This window comes from Veronia pacifica (genome assembly GCF_001707825.1).
Taxonomy (GTDB): Bacteria; Pseudomonadota; Gammaproteobacteria; order Enterobacterales; family Vibrionaceae; genus Veronia; species Veronia pacifica.
Window position 1 is genome coordinate 261,728 of record NZ_LYBM01000001.1, and the last position, 14,996, is coordinate 276,723.

Annotated in this window: 11 protein-coding genes and 1 pseudogene; 6 read left to right on the plus strand and 6 right to left on the minus strand. The window is 45.5% G+C overall.

The features are described 5' to 3' along the window. The first annotated feature begins 689 nt into the window (after positions 1 to 689). The 3 genes from A8L45_RS01150 to A8L45_RS01160 all read left to right on the plus strand — a co-directional run bounded on the left by A8L45_RS01150 (position 690) and on the right by A8L45_RS01160 (position 3,764). Complete coding sequence (locus tag A8L45_RS01150) at positions 690 to 1,508, plus strand: FKBP-type peptidyl-prolyl cis-trans isomerase (protein ID WP_068898350.1); 819 nt, start codon at positions 690 to 692, stop codon at positions 1,506 to 1,508. A 608-nt stretch (positions 1,509 to 2,116) separates the two neighbouring features. Continuing rightward, complete coding sequence (locus tag A8L45_RS01155; RefSeq protein ID WP_139122269.1) at positions 2,117 to 2,773, plus strand: outer membrane protein; 657 nt, start codon at positions 2,117 to 2,119, stop codon at positions 2,771 to 2,773. A 358-nt stretch (positions 2,774 to 3,131) separates the two neighbouring features. Continuing rightward, positions 3,132 to 3,764 carry an outer membrane beta-barrel protein gene (locus tag A8L45_RS01160; protein WP_068898352.1) on the plus strand — a complete coding sequence of 211 codons (633 nt, stop codon included), beginning with the start codon at positions 3,132 to 3,134 and terminating at the stop codon, positions 3,762 to 3,764. An 89-nt stretch (positions 3,765 to 3,853) separates the two neighbouring features. Here the strand turns inward: A8L45_RS01160 and A8L45_RS01165 are convergent, their stop codons facing one another. From A8L45_RS01165 to A8L45_RS01180, 4 genes are all read right to left on the minus strand, one after another. After that, positions 3,854 to 4,150: a hypothetical protein gene (locus tag A8L45_RS01165; RefSeq protein WP_068898354.1), complete on the minus strand. Its 297-nt coding sequence runs from the start codon at positions 4,148 to 4,150 to the stop codon at positions 3,854 to 3,856. A gap of 233 nt (positions 4,151 to 4,383) precedes the next feature. Further along, on the minus strand, positions 4,384 to 5,694 hold the full coding sequence (locus tag A8L45_RS01170) for a metallopeptidase TldD-related protein (RefSeq protein ID WP_068898356.1): 1,311 nt from the start codon (positions 5,692 to 5,694) through the stop codon (positions 4,384 to 4,386). A gap of 3 nt (positions 5,695 to 5,697) precedes the next feature. Next, positions 5,698 to 7,131: a TldD/PmbA family protein gene (locus A8L45_RS01175; protein ID WP_068898358.1), complete on the minus strand. Its 1,434-nt coding sequence runs from the start codon at positions 7,129 to 7,131 to the stop codon at positions 5,698 to 5,700. 467 nt (positions 7,132 to 7,598) lie between these two features. Then, complete coding sequence (locus A8L45_RS01180) at positions 7,599 to 8,222, minus strand: MarC family protein (RefSeq protein ID WP_068898360.1); 624 nt, start codon at positions 8,220 to 8,222, stop codon at positions 7,599 to 7,601. A 463-nt stretch (positions 8,223 to 8,685) separates the two neighbouring features. Here A8L45_RS01180 and A8L45_RS01185 point away from each other — a divergent pair, with 463 nt between their 5' ends. From A8L45_RS01185 to A8L45_RS01195, 3 genes and pseudogenes are all read left to right on the plus strand, one after another. Then, complete coding sequence (locus A8L45_RS01185; RefSeq protein WP_068898362.1) at positions 8,686 to 9,681, plus strand: TRAP transporter substrate-binding protein; 996 nt, start codon at positions 8,686 to 8,688, stop codon at positions 9,679 to 9,681. A gap of 69 nt (positions 9,682 to 9,750) precedes the next feature. Continuing rightward, entirely contained in the window at positions 9,751 to 10,401 is a 651-nt protein-coding gene (locus tag A8L45_RS01190; RefSeq protein WP_068898364.1) for a TRAP transporter small permease, read from the plus strand. A 3-nt stretch (positions 10,402 to 10,404) separates the two neighbouring features. Then, positions 10,405 to 11,765 (plus strand): annotated as a pseudogene (locus A8L45_RS01195) (TRAP transporter large permease). A 51-nt stretch (positions 11,766 to 11,816) separates the two neighbouring features. Here A8L45_RS01195 and A8L45_RS01200 read toward each other — a convergent pair. Then, the gene (locus A8L45_RS01200) at positions 11,817 to 13,163 is read right to left on the minus strand and encodes a sigma-54-dependent transcriptional regulator (RefSeq protein ID WP_068898366.1); all 1,347 of its coding nucleotides are present in this window, start codon (positions 13,161 to 13,163) and stop codon (positions 11,817 to 11,819) included. Beyond that, positions 13,156 to 14,952, minus strand: a complete 1,797-nt coding sequence (locus tag A8L45_RS01205; RefSeq protein WP_068898368.1) for an ATP-binding protein — start codon at positions 14,950 to 14,952, stop codon at positions 13,156 to 13,158. Before A8L45_RS01205 ends, A8L45_RS01200 begins: the two co-directional genes overlap by 8 nt. Positions 14,953 to 14,996 lie beyond the last annotated feature (44 nt).

Sequence of the window (14,996 nt, forward strand, 5' to 3'; positions counted from 1 at the left end):
GATGAGTAGACGTTGATTTTGAGTCGTTGCACTCTCCAGTGCACACTTTATATTGCAAATAAACGTACACTTTTCGTATCTTTTGCGGAACCCAAACAAGGTGCTAGCCACTAACACATACAGCGGTACAGAATATCTAGCTCGAAATAATTGGTTGTAAATGAATTCAATTTCATAACAACCAACTTATTTTAAGCGATAAACTAGTTAATTTAGCTTACATCTAACAGAGAGAGCCTGCGCTGAAAGTCCATGTACAGCAGTACCACTATTAGAGTACGCATTACATGGTTTAATGGGGAATATCATCCAAAGAGCTTGCGCTAAACTATTAAAAAAATTAATTAAGAATTTTCTTTTGTCTCTCCAAGCGAATGGCACGGTCTGAGAATGGTTATTTTTTAGTCTCAGCAATGTTAGTTTCGTTCATCACTGAACTCATCGTCTTTCATCTCTTTGCCGCTAGAGGCTGCAACTCAGAAGGCTCTGATATTAGTCAGGCAAAAACCTTTAGATCTCATGTTAACAGTCACTTTCCTGTGTCTGTAACAATACACGTGCCAGTGTAAAACGTCATGTTGTCATTTACACATTTAATTTTAATGTGACTCCCGGGTCGATACTTCACTGATAGTAAAAAACGTCACTCTTTATAGAGTCGTGATGTTACTTACTACAGGGTTGAATTAATGAAAACAGTCTTAAAATCACTGCTGCTCAGTGTTGTACTTTGCAGCCACTCCTTTGCAGCCACTCAAGTCAGTGCACCTAAAGATGTCGCTAAACAACCAGCTGACGCCATTGAAGTCGAGCCTGGTCTTGCTTATCGGGTCGTTGAAGCTGGCTCTGGATACACAGCAAAAAAAGCATTTGTAAAAAGTCACATAATTACATGGTCAACAGACGGTAAGACAATATCCAACTCACACGATCAAGGTATCGACTTAACCCGCATAGATATGTTGAACGAAATACATCCGGGTATCGCAACGGCTATTCGCCTGACACCGATTGGAGAAACTCGTATTTGGTGGGTTGCCAACAAGCACTTACAGCCGGGATATCGGGTCGCGCCAGAGGGCGATCAGGTTTTACAAGTTCAGGTGATCGAGGACATGGCACCGATTACCGCTCCCGTTGATGTTTCTGTTGTGCCAAAAGAAGCGGTAGTCACCAAATCTGGTCTGGCTTATCAGGTCATAGAAAAAAGTGATCAGGCGAAACCTGATGCGACCGACATTGTTGAGGTGAATTATACTGGTTGGTCTGCTGATGGTTTGATGTTTGACAGCTCATACCCGAGGGGAAAAACGCTTGAATTTCCACTCAACAGAGTCATTAAGGGCTGGACAGAGGGTGTACAGTTAATGGGACAGGGCGCAAAATATCGTTTCTGGATTCCTGCCAAGCTTGGCTATGGGGAGAATCCGCCGATTAGCGCCTTAAAAGGAACGTTGGTATTCGATGTAGAACTATTGTCATTCAAGAAAGCTGAAGAAAAGTCTTAATTTTTTGAGTACTGATTAACCTTGTCCTCACGCACAGTTGCGCTGAGTTTTCGGTTTCAAAATGCTATCTGAAACATAAGTCTATCTGGTATACAAAGCAATCTGATGTCTTACCTCTCAGGTTGCTTTTTTTGTGCCAATAACGCTATTTTTGGATCAATAGTGCCGCGTCATGCATTTGAAAAAGTGGTCGTGCAATTATTTTTTACTCTAACATTCGTTGGCTTTAGCGCTTTTTAAATCCGAGTCGGTGTCCATAAAATCGTCAGTATGTACATTCTTTGTTTAGTCGTTTTACCGACATCTTCAGATGCATTTTTCGTATTTTGACGTCAAAAATCCAACATTTTTACTTCCACATTTCAACTATTTACCAACCATTAATCGTGGGTAAAATCTCATTTCTTCAAAAATAATTTGAAAATAGGGGTTGTGATTTAGAAAAAAACCGTGATAGAGTTCTCACCATCAATTGTACGGCGTACATTAAACATGGTTTAAAGAATAAAAAACCATGTGCTCCAAAAAATTAGTGAATTAAGAACGACTTGGATGCTTTTTTATCACCTTTTTAGAAAAGACGAACTTAATTCATATTAGGAGCAAGCGTGAAAAAATTAGTTTTATCAGCCACCGCGATTATGTCATCAGTGTTCTTTGCACATTCAGCTGCGGCAGCAACTAACTTGAGCCAAGATTATAACTTTGTATCAGGCGGTATTCAGTACAACCACTACAAAGATAAGGCGTATAAAAAAGCTGAAAACGCAAAAAAAAGTGATATGACCAGACATACTGCGGGTGGATACCTTCGTGGTAGCTGGAACTTCTACGACAACATGTTCGTTGAGGCTCGTGCTGAAGGCACTAAAAATGGCGACCTGAAAGAAACAGGTGCGCTAGCTGGTGTTGGTTACTTTATGCCAGTTAATGACAAAATGTCAGTGTACGGATTAGCTGGATATTCTGCGGAACACGTTAAGCTAGGCAAGAGTAAAGTAACTGAGAAAGGCCTGACAGGTGAAGTTGGCGCTAAGTATCAGGTAATGGATAACTGGACAGTAGAGCCTGCCGTGCGTTACGCCAAGTATCACAAAGCTGGTTACGAATTCCGTCTGGGTAACAACTTTAAAGTGACAGATCACGTCAGTATTGAAGCAAACGTTGCCCGTAATAACGTGAAACTTATGTACGGTGAGAATCACGATCAAGAAGTCAAATTGAAAGAAACCAACTTTGAGTTGGGTGCACGCTACAATTTCTAATCTGCATGTACATTAAAAAGTCGCCTTGTGCGGCTTTTTTACTTTTCAGTTCCCAAAAAATACAGCAACTTACTATTCTCTTCAGTCATATTTAGGTTATTTACTCCAATATGCATAAATTTGCATTCATAAAGTATCTAAGTATGAATGCAATATATCTCATCAATAACACAGAAAAACTCAGAGTGACTGCCTTATAGTCGTTTCCGAGAAAGCAAAGATGGCAACAAACATAAGGTTAGATAGTTATGTGATATCACATTTGTTATTCAGCCGTTAACAAGGAAGTTGTCTTTTTCACGTTTCGTCTCTTAGGGAAATGACTAGGTTACAATTCAGAGAATAAAAAGGTGTTATTTTGAAAAAATTATTATTATCCAGTGCTCTCGTCACCGCTTCTTTTATTTTGTCTCCAACAGCAGTCGCTGCCGGGCATGGTGGTGGATATGACTTCGTATCAGGGGGGCTCTCACATACGCGTCTGAAAGATGAGATTCCAACAAAAACTGATGCCCGCGATCGCAAAGAGAGTAAAAACGTTTCTGGTCTATATCTCCGTGGTAGTTGGAACTTTTTCGACCATGTTTATGGAGAAGCACGCATTGATTATCGCAAGAAAAATGACCTGTCGTATGAGGAAGGGTTAATCGGGCTGGGTTACTACTATCCCGTTGATGACAAGCTTTCAGTAAACGCCTTGGCTGGCTACTCATCGACGCGCACAAAATTGGGTGAGAAGTTCAAAGATAACGGTCTGAGCGTTGAGGTCGGCGCTAAGTATCAGGTGGTTGATATTTGGTCTTTTGAGCCTGCGATCAATTACAGAAGATATGATATTAATCGATATGAATTGAGATTAGGTAACAGTTTTAAGGTAACTGATGACATCAGTATTGAAGCCAATCTTAATGTGTTGCAATACAAAGAGGATGGTTCTGATTCTACCACCAGAGATACCCGTGTAGAGTTAGGTGCCCGTTATACTTTTTAACTATGTCTTCTGCTGCACTGACTAAAAAAGCGCGTTTAGCGGCTTTTATATTTCAAGAAGTCATGCGTGCTTTACCACATTGCAAGAGTTCAGTGACAAGCTTGCTGCAGTGCCTGAATGCGACTGTTTCTCATATGATCGTGCATGCTCCAGTAAGACACTCTCTCTCGCTTCTCTTCTTCACCAACGATAGTGACAGTGATGGTTTTCTCATCATTTCTATCGCTGTCAAACCAATATCCATAAACATCCTGACGAGAGCGTCTATTCGGCAGTTCCTGCCTTGAAAAACCAGTGCTGGCGATGTGACTGTAATGGTTCACACTAACATCCTCTGTATTTATCTTCACGTCGTTGAGTGCCACACGTTGCCGTTCAGTTCCCATAGTATTCTGACAATTATCGATATTTGTGATGTGATGATTTGATGCAGATAGTAAGCGGATCCGTGAGATGAAGGAGTAGAGTGTAATATTCCAATGTACCCAGTTCTATTTCTTAAGGAGTAACGATCTGAAAAAGTGTCGAGATATTCCCTTGACGAGTTGGTCGACAAAAAAACCGGAGAATCCTCCGGCTTTGTCATGCTAATTAACTATGTACCTGAGACTGGAAGCTATCACAGTGTAAAACGCATTGATTTAATCAGTGCGCCGGGCGCTTTTGACCCTCCGCGGGCACGCTGATTTAACTCAATAGTCTCAACCGATAGCTCAGATTCCTGCGTTAGCGCTTCTAACTCGCTACCAAACAGACGATACAAGGTGTCGTCAAAGCGCATCACATTGATCGGAGCAATAATCTCACCATTCTCAACCCAGAAACAGGCAAAGCGTGTCATCCCCGTGATCCGCGCTGAAGCTCTATCTGACGGGTTAAGGTAGTGAAGATTGTTGATGTAAATCCCTGTACCCAGCTCTTTTAGTACCTTATTTTTCGAAAGGTCGCCGGATTCGATTTCGAGGCTACCAAACCCTTCATATGACCCAGCACCATTGTGCTCGACGTTAAATTCGGCACCTGTTGTTGGGCTGATAAATAAACTTTCCGTTTTGCCTTGATTAATCACAGTACGGCTCTTAGCGATGAAACCGCTGCCATTGAAATCAGGCTTCATGCCAATATCGAAGTTATCTTTCACTGTCAGTAGCGGAGAGAGGGTATGTTCTCCGTCATGAAGCTTTTGCAGTAAACTGGACTTATTGCGGAAAGCACCGTAGCTGCAATCAAGAAACCAACTTAGGTAATTGACCGCTGCTGGCGATAAATAGACACGATATTCACCGGGATCCAGTGTAATGGCGTCCCGTCTCATGATCTCTGCATCGCGAGCAGAGTCCTGAAGTTTGGCTCTGAAATCATCTAATGACCATGTATCGCTGCTGTAGCTACCCGTTGCTGCCTTGTCAGCGGTGATGAAGATACTCCAGTTGAACGTAACGTCATCATAAGCAGCCCAATTGATTTGACCGAGATGATTGGCGAAACCAATATACTGTTGCCCCATCACTAATAAGCCCACTAAGTCATACTCTTTCGACGAACGAATAATATCGCTGACAATCTTGGTGGACTCGTTAAAGCTCCTCTCAACATCACGGCATGTAGATATGGGCTCTCGGTTATAATCGAAGAGTGTGTATTCAGGTGATACAGAGATGGACTGACGCAAACTCTCAACCAAGGAAGATAAGAGCGCTTTGTCTTCCTCGTGGTCCATGGTGAGAGAGACTTGAGCTTTAGCCTGCTTCTGACCATCAATCCAAGTCAGAGCAATTTCGGCCTGATACTGATTGGAAGGTTGACGCACCTTACCCTGGCTAAATCTCACATACTCAGTATCTTCACCGTTAAATGAGAGCAAGAAGCCCTCGTCCTCTCGACGAAGAGATTCGATGGTATTTATCGTTTCGTTAAAATACGTTTTCATCCCTTAGCCCCCAAACACTTCAACGTTTTTAAACACACAGGCAGGTGACGCATGCCCAACCGTGATCAACTGCATAGGCTCTGCTTTACCGCAGTAAGGTGTGCCGTGCACGCCGAACGTTGACGCATCACCGACCGCACTGAGATTGCGCCAGAAAGCACTCGAAATGCCACGGTAATTGGGGTTTTTTACCACTTTGGTCAGCTCACCACGCTCAATAAGTTGTCCGTACTGACAACCAAACTGAAACTTGTTCCGTGAATCATCGATTGACCATGAACGGTTTGTATTCATCAAAATCCCTTTTTCGATGCCACCGATCAATTCTTCCATCGACTTGTCACCTGCCTCGACATTCAGGTTTGCCATTCTGTCGAGTGGTGGGCGGCGCCAAGTGTCAGATCGTGAGCATGCCACCCCATCGACACCGAGACGTTGTTGAGAAATCGTTCCGCCGAGCCCACGTTTCAGCACTCCACCTTCAATGAGCATGGCCTTCTGAGCAACTGAGCCGTCATCATCAAAACCGTAGCTTGCAGACTCATGAGGAATTGTCGGGTCAAAGCTGACATTTAATAGTTCAGAGCCGTATTGATAGCTGCCAAACATCTCAGGTGTGACGAAGCTGGTGCCCGCAAAGTTACGCTCATCACCAAGGATTCGGTCCAGCTCAATTGGGTGACCAATGGACTCATGAATCTGAAGCATCATTTGATCGGATGTCAGTAAAAGATCCATGGCTTGTTCTGGACAGTTATCAGCAAACACAAGCTCCTTGGCTTGATCACCAAGCTGCTGTGCTTTACCAAACCAAATATCTTGCAGCAGCTCCCATCCCCCTTGCATCACAACACGACCAAGACCAGTGTCCCGTGTCTGTGCTTCGCCATTGGCGAAAGCCGTTGCATTCAGGCCCGCATGGACAAAATGGAATTGCTGAGATATTTCGCCGCCATGGTTTGTCACGATGAGCTTGTCTTCAACATCAAAAGCGAGCTGGCTACGCCAGTCAACAATCGTATCGTCGACTTTCAACTGCGCAGTGCTTTCTTGGAGGACAGATAACTTCTCACTGAGTGGCACATTGCGAGCATCTATCTCTACCGGGGTTTGATAGCGGCCTTTTTGATGCGGCATTTCAATTGCGCTGAAATCAGTCACAAATGCGTGTTTATCCAGTCTGGCGAGTCTCATCGCACGGTCAAGAGCACGGCGCAAACCTGACACGGTCAAGTCACTGGTACTGGCAAAGCCCATTCCGCCATTATCGATAACCGTGATTTGCGCCCCTTGATCCCAGCGATGACTGACAGGGAGCACGAACGTTTTTTCCATTTCTAATGATTCGGTTCGTCTGTTAACAAAACGAATCGAACAATAATCAAGCTCTTTTGGAGCCAGCTCTAGAAATCGCTTTCGAATGATTTCTGAAGGCATAATTTGGTTCCTTTATCGTTATATAGGTAAGCTGCTTTTATTGAATATCAGTCAGTTAGAAACTAAAGAATACGTAGGTGAAACATTATGACTCTCCTGTCAATTGGGTCGATTAAGATTGAGGCGAGCGCTAAAAGCATAGATCTGTGAGTAGTTTAAAAACATTGATCTGCGAGTAGCTAAACGGTTAAAAGATTAACACTTAGTATATGTGGTGCTATTTGCTGATTAATAAAGTGATGTATTCGTCTAACAGATTAAAATCATTGGGGTTATTTCATGATGTGGGTCGTAAGAAATACAGTTGTTGAAATAAAGATCCGGGAAATGGCTTTTGGGCAATCGATGAGAGAGTGAAAGATCCTCTAAAAAATCCTGAGTCAGATCGGACAACAAAGGCGTGCCAGTGAAATCGCTAACACGCCAGACATGAACAAGGGTAAAGGGGAGTTTGGCTGAGGTCTTATCTAGAGATAAAAGTCTTTTATCCCAATGAGGAGATTATTAAGTGCAACGGCGGCCAGAATCAGCCCCATGACTCTGCTGATAATGGCAGCGCCGACATTACCGATAAGCTTTGATATTTGTGTCGCGCCGAGTAAAAGACATAAGGTAAGTAACAACACGACAAGCATAATGCCTGCGGTGATGCTCTGATCAATCAGTGAATTTCGGGCATTGTCAGTCAACATAACGATTGCCATCATGGCACCCGGCGAGGCAATTGAGGGCATGGCCAGTGGATAGACGGCCAAGTCTGCTAAGTCAGAATGGCTGACTTCTTCTGAGAGTTTGGTTTCCTGTTCCGGCTTGCTCTCACCAAAAATCATCGTCAGTGCGAACAGCAGAAGAACCAGTCCGCCGGCTGCCTGAAAAGCGGGCAGGGGGATTTGCATCGCTTCTAATAACAACTGCCCTGCAATCAGGAAAAAGAGCAAAACCCCTGTGGCAATACCGACAGCTTTCAACGCGACAAGACGACGTTGTTTTGCATTCAGGTGTTGTGTTTGCGAGAGGTAAACGGGAACTGACCCAATGGGGTCGATAACAGCCCAAAGAACGATGAACTGAGTAAGCAAAATGCTGAGCACTGATGGTCTCCGGTAGTGGTATTTTAGAAGGAGAGAAAGGCGCAACATTATACCTAAACATTGAAGGGATAATTAATTTCAATAATATTCAAACGGGTAAAGATGTAACCAAATCTTTATATCGTCTTGTCTCTCCGTATTCTTGTATTGATATCTCTAATACCCGCCGATGAGCACTTTGTTTTCAGGTAGGGGGATATCTTTGCTGGTATCAGTCCGGTAAGGGTAGAGAATGACTCAATTTCACCACACCATGGGTCATTACCCACCCATTTTTTATTCCTTCAAAAAGTCCCTCCTCACTCATTCAGAGTGACTTGAGTTTAAGTTAAATAAAATCAATATCTTAAATCCTGCTGGTTGGGTGGCGTAGCAATTGCTTATTGGGTGCGACTACATCGTCTAGACAGACTTTGTGCAACCAAAGCCATGGCACTATTCCGTCAAACAAGGAGAAACAGATATGTTTAAGCCACTACATGTACTCGCTGCGTCTGCGCTGGCATTAGGAAGTTTTCAGGCAGCGGCAAACTGCGATGATGGTGAGCTGGTGATCAAGTTCAGTCATGTCACGAATACAGACAAACATCCGAAAGGTATTGCCGCTTCGCTGCTTGAAAAGCGAGTTAATGAGGAAATGAACGGTAAAGTCTGTATGCAGGTATTCCCGAACAGCACACTCTATGACGACAATAAAGTGTTGGAGGCTCTGTTAAATGGTGACGTTCAGCTTGCTGCTCCCTCACTGTCTAAGTTCGAAAAGTTCACCAAGAAATTCCGCATTTTTGATTTACCCTTCCTGTTTGATGACATTGACGCCGTTGACCGATTCCAGAATTCTGAGGCGGGAGAAAAGCTGAAAAACTCGATGAAACGCCGTGGCCTCAAGGGACTGGCTTTCTGGCATAACGGGATGAAGCAGATGTCAGCCAACACGCCACTGATCAACCCCTCTGACGTCAAAGGGTTAAAGTTCAGGGTACAAGCGTCAGATGTTTTGGTTGCCCAGTTTGAGCAGCTTGGCGCAAACCCACAGAAAATGGCATTTAAAGAGGTTTATGGAGGTCTGCAAACCAAGGTTATTGATGGGCAGGAGAATACCTGGTCGAATATTTATGGCAAAAAGTTCTTTGAAGTACAGGATGGCACCACAGAAACGAATCATGGCGTGCTCGACTATCTGGTCGTCACCTCAACCTCTTTCTGGGATGGTATGCCAGCCGATGTGCGTGACCAACTCGCTAAGATCATTACCGACGTCACTGCGCAGCGAAATGCCGAGTCAACCCGGGTTAATCTTGAAAACAAGCAAAAAATCCAAGAAGCAGGGGGCAAGGTTCGTCAATTGACTGCTGCACAACGATTGGCATGGCGCGATGCGATGAAACCGGTTTGGAAGAAGTTTGAGAAAGATATTGGAGCCGATTTGCTGTCTGCTGCACAGGCGACAAATCGTTGACCTGACCCTGATATCAACCTTTGAGCCCAAACATGGGCTCATTCATTTTCTCAATGTTCGGGACTTTTTATGGATAAACCGACACCTTCCTCTGGTTCGACATCTTTGTCGGACGTGGTTGAGGAGACTCTGATTGCTATTTTACTGGGGGCAATGACTCTTCTCACTTTTGCCAATGTGATCTCCCGTTATGTCTTTAACGACAATATCTTGTGGGCGCTTGAGTTGACTGTGTTTATTTTTGCCTGGCTGGTCCTCATCGGCGCGTCGTATGGCGTGAAAAAGCACTTTCATATTGGCGTGGATGTGTTGCTTGAGGCGGTTTCACCGCGTTGGCGGCATGTGCTCGCGCTGATCTCAGTGTCTGTCTGCATATTGTTTTCAGTCCTCCTGTTTATTGGCTCATGGAATTACTGGTTCCCATTTGTGACTGAGCGGGCATGGTATGAAACCGATGATATTCCAATGCCAGAGATGCTGCAGTTTTTAGCCGGCTGGCTCAATGAGGGAGAGCGTTACGAAAAGCTGCCCCGTTTTATTCCTTACTTTGTACTGCCACTGGCAACAGCGTTATTGACGGTTCGGTTTTTACAGCTGGGCTATCAGGTCGTTACCGGAAAACTGGACCGTGTGATCAGCAGCCATGAGGTGGATGATGAATTAGAAAAATTTAAGCATGCCGCGCAGGGAAGCGACGTGAACGCAGATAAGGAGAAATAGGGCGTGGATATTGTATTTCTATTTCTGATGGTAATTGGTCTGATGGTGATCGGTGTGCCGATTGCCGTATCGCTTGGCTTTTCAAGCATTGTGTTTCTCTTGATCTACTCTGATGGTTCGCTGGCATCTGTCGCTCAAACTTTGTTCAACGCCTTTTCAGGTCATTACACCTTATTAGCGATTCCCTTTTTTATTCTGGCTTCGAGCTTCATGTCGACAGGTGGAGTGGCAAAGCGGATCATCCGTTTTGCATCGCGATGGTGGGCTGGTTTCGAGGTGGGCTGGCCATGGCGTCTGTGGTGGCGTGCATGATGTTTGCCGCCTTGTCGGGATCATCGCCTGCCACCGTGGTAGCGATTGGCAGCATTGTGATCGCGGGTATGGTGCGCAATGGCTACAGCAAAGAGTTTGCGGCCGGGGTGATTTGTAATGCTGGGACGCTAGGCATTCTGATTCCGCCTTCCATTGTGATGGTGGTCTATGCCGCAGCCACTGATGTGTCGGTGGGCCGGATGTTTCTCGCCGGGGTGATCCCGGGACTAGTTGCAGGTTTGATGCTGATTATCGCTATTTACATCACTGCAAGGGTCAAAGGTCTGCCCAAACAACCTTTTGTCGGCTGGCCTGAAGCCATTGCGGCTGCCAAGGAATCAAGCTGGGGATTACTGCTGGTGGTGATCATTCTGGGAGGCATCTACGGCGGTATTTTCACTCCGACAGAGGCGGCAGCAGTGGCGGCCGTGTATGCCTTCATCATTGCCAATTACGTTTATAAAGATATGGGACCGTTTGCCGATCCTGATAACCGTCGTTTCTGGCTGATAAAAGTGATGCAGGCGTTTGTTCATCCCGATACTAAGAAAACCCTGTTTGAGGCAGGAAAACTCACAGTGATGCTGCTGTTTATTATCGCTAATGCGTTAATTCTCAAGCATGTACTGACCGAAGAGCGTATCCCGCAGATGATCACCGAGTCTATGCTGTCCGCCGGACTTGGGCCAATCACCTTCCTGATCGTGGTCAATGTATTGCTGCTGATAGGCGGTCAGTTTATGGAGCCATCAGGCCTGTTGATCATTGTGGCACCATTAGTGTTTCCCATTGCTATCGCACTGGGTATTGATCCGATTCATCTCGGCATCATCATGGTGGTGAACATGGAGATTGGTATGATCACCCCGCCAGTCGGACTGAACCTATTTGTTACCGCTGGTGTCGCGAAAATGTCGATGTTAGGTGTAGTTCGGGCAGCCTTGCCGTGGGTGGCAGTGATGTTCTTATTCTTGATTATCGTCACCTATGTTCCCACGATTTCGACTTGGCTACCGACATCGCTGATGGGACCGGAAATGATCGCCCGCTAAAATAGGAAATTAGCAATGGCAGTAAAAGCGCCATTGCTAATTATTGAACCATCAGAGATCGGCATTTTTATAATCTTCTTTATCCAGCCCGTAACGCTGCATTTTGTCGTACAGCGTTTTTCTGGCTAACTGTAACATCTGCATCGTGTGTTTAATTGAACCACCATTTTCGATCAACGCCTGTTCAATGGCTGCCCGTTCAAACTCTGCCACTTTATCAGCCAACGCTACGGTCTCTGCTTTTTCCCTCTCATTGGTCAGAGGGTCCAGTTTTCGGAACAGAACAAATCGCTCGGCGGCATTGCGTAACTCACGAATATTACCCGGCCAGTCATGTTGCATCAGGTGGTTCAGGCTTTGACTATCGAGTGTTGGTGTCGCTTTACCGTGCCGGTCAGAGGCAATCAAAAGAAAGTGGTGAAATAGAGCTGGGATATCGTCTTTTCTCGCCCGAAGCGGCGGTAAGCTGAGGGTCACAACGTTGAGCCGATAATAAAGGTCTTGTCTAAACTGACGTTGCTCCGATGCCTCAAACAAATCTGTTTTGGTAGCTGCAATCACCCGAATGTCGATAGGACGGGACGTATTTGACCCAATCCGTTCAACAGTTCTCTCTTGTAACACCCGGAGCAAGCGTATTTGTGCTTGCATCGGCATCGACTCTATTTCATCAAGGAAAAGGGTTCCTTTATTAGCATGCTCAAATTTCCCTACCCGCAGGCTGTCTGCACCCGTAAATGCGCCTTTTTCGTGACCGAAAAGCTCACTTTCAATCAGGTTCTCCGGTACCGCACCACAGTTAATGGCGACGAAGGGATGCGCATTACGCGTACTGTGTTCGTGCAAAGACCGGGCAACCAACTCTTTACCTGTGCCTGTTTCGCCTAAGATGAGGACATCGGTTTGGGTATCTGCAATCTGACTGATCGTCTCTTTCAACGCCACGATGTCTTCGTTAGTACCAATGATTCGCGGGCCAAGCACCTGACTGGCTTTTAATTTGCGTCGCAATGCTTCATTTTCTCTGATCAGTTTCTGCTTTTCTATTGCTCTACGTATGGTGTCGATCAGTCGTTTAGAGGAAAATGGTTTCTCGATAAAGTCGTAAGCGCCATCCTTCATGGCATCGACTGCTGTCGCTATGTCACCGTGGCCGGTGATAAGCACCACGGGTAAATCCGGGTTGCGATGGATCACGGTTCGGCAAAGGTCGATACCAGATAAGCCGGGCAAGCGGATATCACTGACGACCACTAACGGAAGCCCTTGTTCTTTGATCGCCAGCAGAGCTTCTTCTGCAGAAGAGAAAAACGCCGCATCGATGTCTTCCAGTTCAAAGGTCTGTTGATAGGCATGACGCAGATCTGTTTCGTCATCAATAAAGTACACATCACGCATTATCTTCATCCTTTTCAAACCTGATGGTCAGTCTGGCCCCGTCTAGCGGGGATTGCCCCACAACTAAGGTGCCATTCATTCCTACGATTAACTGTTGTGACAACGAAAGACCAAGCCCCAGCCCATTTTTACGTGTGGTGTAAAAAGGTTCGAATAGCATTTCTTGGTCTGAAACACGAATGCCAGGTCCATTGTCATCAATATGGATGTGCCAGCATGTCTCTGATGCCTCAAGTGATACCCGAAGCAAACCGGTTGAGCCGGTATTAGCTTCATTAATTGCCTGAATGCCATTGTTGATCAGGTTGATGATCACTTGCTCTAACTGTAATGCGTGCACCAGAGCGAAAGCAGGTGAGCTGGGTAATAACAGGTTGATGTCTACCTGATAGCGTTTGGCTTCAGCTGCGATCAAGGAAGCAGCCTCGTTTATGACGGTGCGTAAATCAGTTTGACTGGCCTTCACGTCATCGGGCTTTCGCGCAAACGCTCGAAGCTGCTTACTGATGTCTGCCATCCGCTCTGTGAGGGCGGTAATACGTGATAGGTTTTCATCGACACGATGCCATTGTTCCCGTGCTAAAAATTTTCGCCCGTTGTCAGCAAAGCTGCGAATTGCAGCCAGAGGGTTATTCAGCTCATGACTAATAGTGGCAGACAATTGGCCAATGACGGCAAGTTTTGCTGCCTGTATCAGCTCTGCCTGAGCAAGCCGAAGGGCTTGTTCAGCTCTCTCCCGCTCACCGACCTCTGATTGCAGTTCGGAGGTTCTCATCAGCACTTGCCTTTCAAGATGCTGGTTAGCGGATTCACGCATCTTTTCCAGTTGCCGCTGTTTCTGTCTCCGTTGATAGAAAACCAATGAGATCAGTAAGATCACAGCAAAAATGAGAGTCAGGATAGTGAGAAAATATCCAAGGCCATGATAAAGCAGGTGGCTGGGACTCAGTGCCCGGATATCAAAATTAAAGCCAGCCACGGATTTTGAGCTGACAATCACGTCCATGTCGTCGCTGATCAGTCTGCTGGTGTCACCACGTGAAGGTGAATCGGCAAGTTTCCCTCTGAGCTGAAGTGATGAAATCTTTCGGTCTGAGTACTGACGGCTTTCTTTGAGCGTTTGTTGTTCCTGTTTGGTCAGCGGTCGCAAACTCTGATAAAGCCATTCAGGCTGACTCGACATAAAAATCACCCCATATGGATCAGTGGCGACAAACTGGCTTTGTTGATTCTCCCAGTTAGACTCAATAGCCGACAGTTGCATCTTAACCACGACCACCCCTTGAACCCTGTTGTCTTGGAGAACCGGATAAGCAAAGTAATAGCCCCGCTTACCCGATGTCGATCCGAGTGCAAAATACTCTGCTTTGCCACCATCTCTGGCTTGTTTGAAGTAAGGACGCCAGTCAAAGCGTTTGCCTATAAAGGTATTGGACTCTTGCCAGTTACTTGCAGCTATCGTCATCCCACTTTTACTCAGTAGATAAGTATCAGCTGCCTGACTCACCCAGTTCACCCTTTGCAAAAATTGATTTGCTTTGAGCACAGTGGCGGCATTAGCAGGAGCAGATAAGGTATTTAACAGCAGTGTGTTCTGACTGAGTAGTTGTGGGATTGGCGAATATTTCTCAAGACGACTAATAATGTGATTGGAAAACACATCCAGTTGTCGATGCTGGTCAATCACCAGAGAGCGATAATTGTCTTGCCAAATCAGATAACTGCCTATCATGGCCGCTATAAGGTAACCATTTAAAAGTAATATCGATATGGCTGTTACTTTTCGCATCTCTTGTGTCCCCGATACTTGCTGGGTGTCAGTGTTGAACCGTT

Coding starts and splice junctions, on each gene's coding strand:
- A8L45_RS01170 (WP_068898356.1), bottom strand. CDS start 5,694: ATGAAAACGTATTTTAACGAAACGATAAATACCATCGAATCTCTTCGT.
- A8L45_RS01205 (WP_068898368.1), bottom strand. CDS start 14,952: ATGCGAAAAGTAACAGCCATATCGATATTACTTTTAAATGGTTACCTT.
- A8L45_RS01200 (WP_068898366.1), bottom strand. CDS start 13,163: ATGCGTGATGTGTACTTTATTGATGACGAAACAGATCTGCGTCATGCC.
- A8L45_RS01150 (WP_068898350.1), top strand. CDS start 690: ATGAAAACAGTCTTAAAATCACTGCTGCTCAGTGTTGTACTTTGCAGC.
- A8L45_RS01185 (WP_068898362.1), top strand. CDS start 8,686: ATGTTTAAGCCACTACATGTACTCGCTGCGTCTGCGCTGGCATTAGGA.
- A8L45_RS01175 (WP_068898358.1), bottom strand. CDS start 7,131: ATGCCTTCAGAAATCATTCGAAAGCGATTTCTAGAGCTGGCTCCAAAA.
- A8L45_RS01165 (WP_068898354.1), bottom strand. CDS start 4,150: ATGGGAACTGAACGGCAACGTGTGGCACTCAACGACGTGAAGATAAAT.
- A8L45_RS01190 (WP_068898364.1), top strand. CDS start 9,751: ATGGATAAACCGACACCTTCCTCTGGTTCGACATCTTTGTCGGACGTG.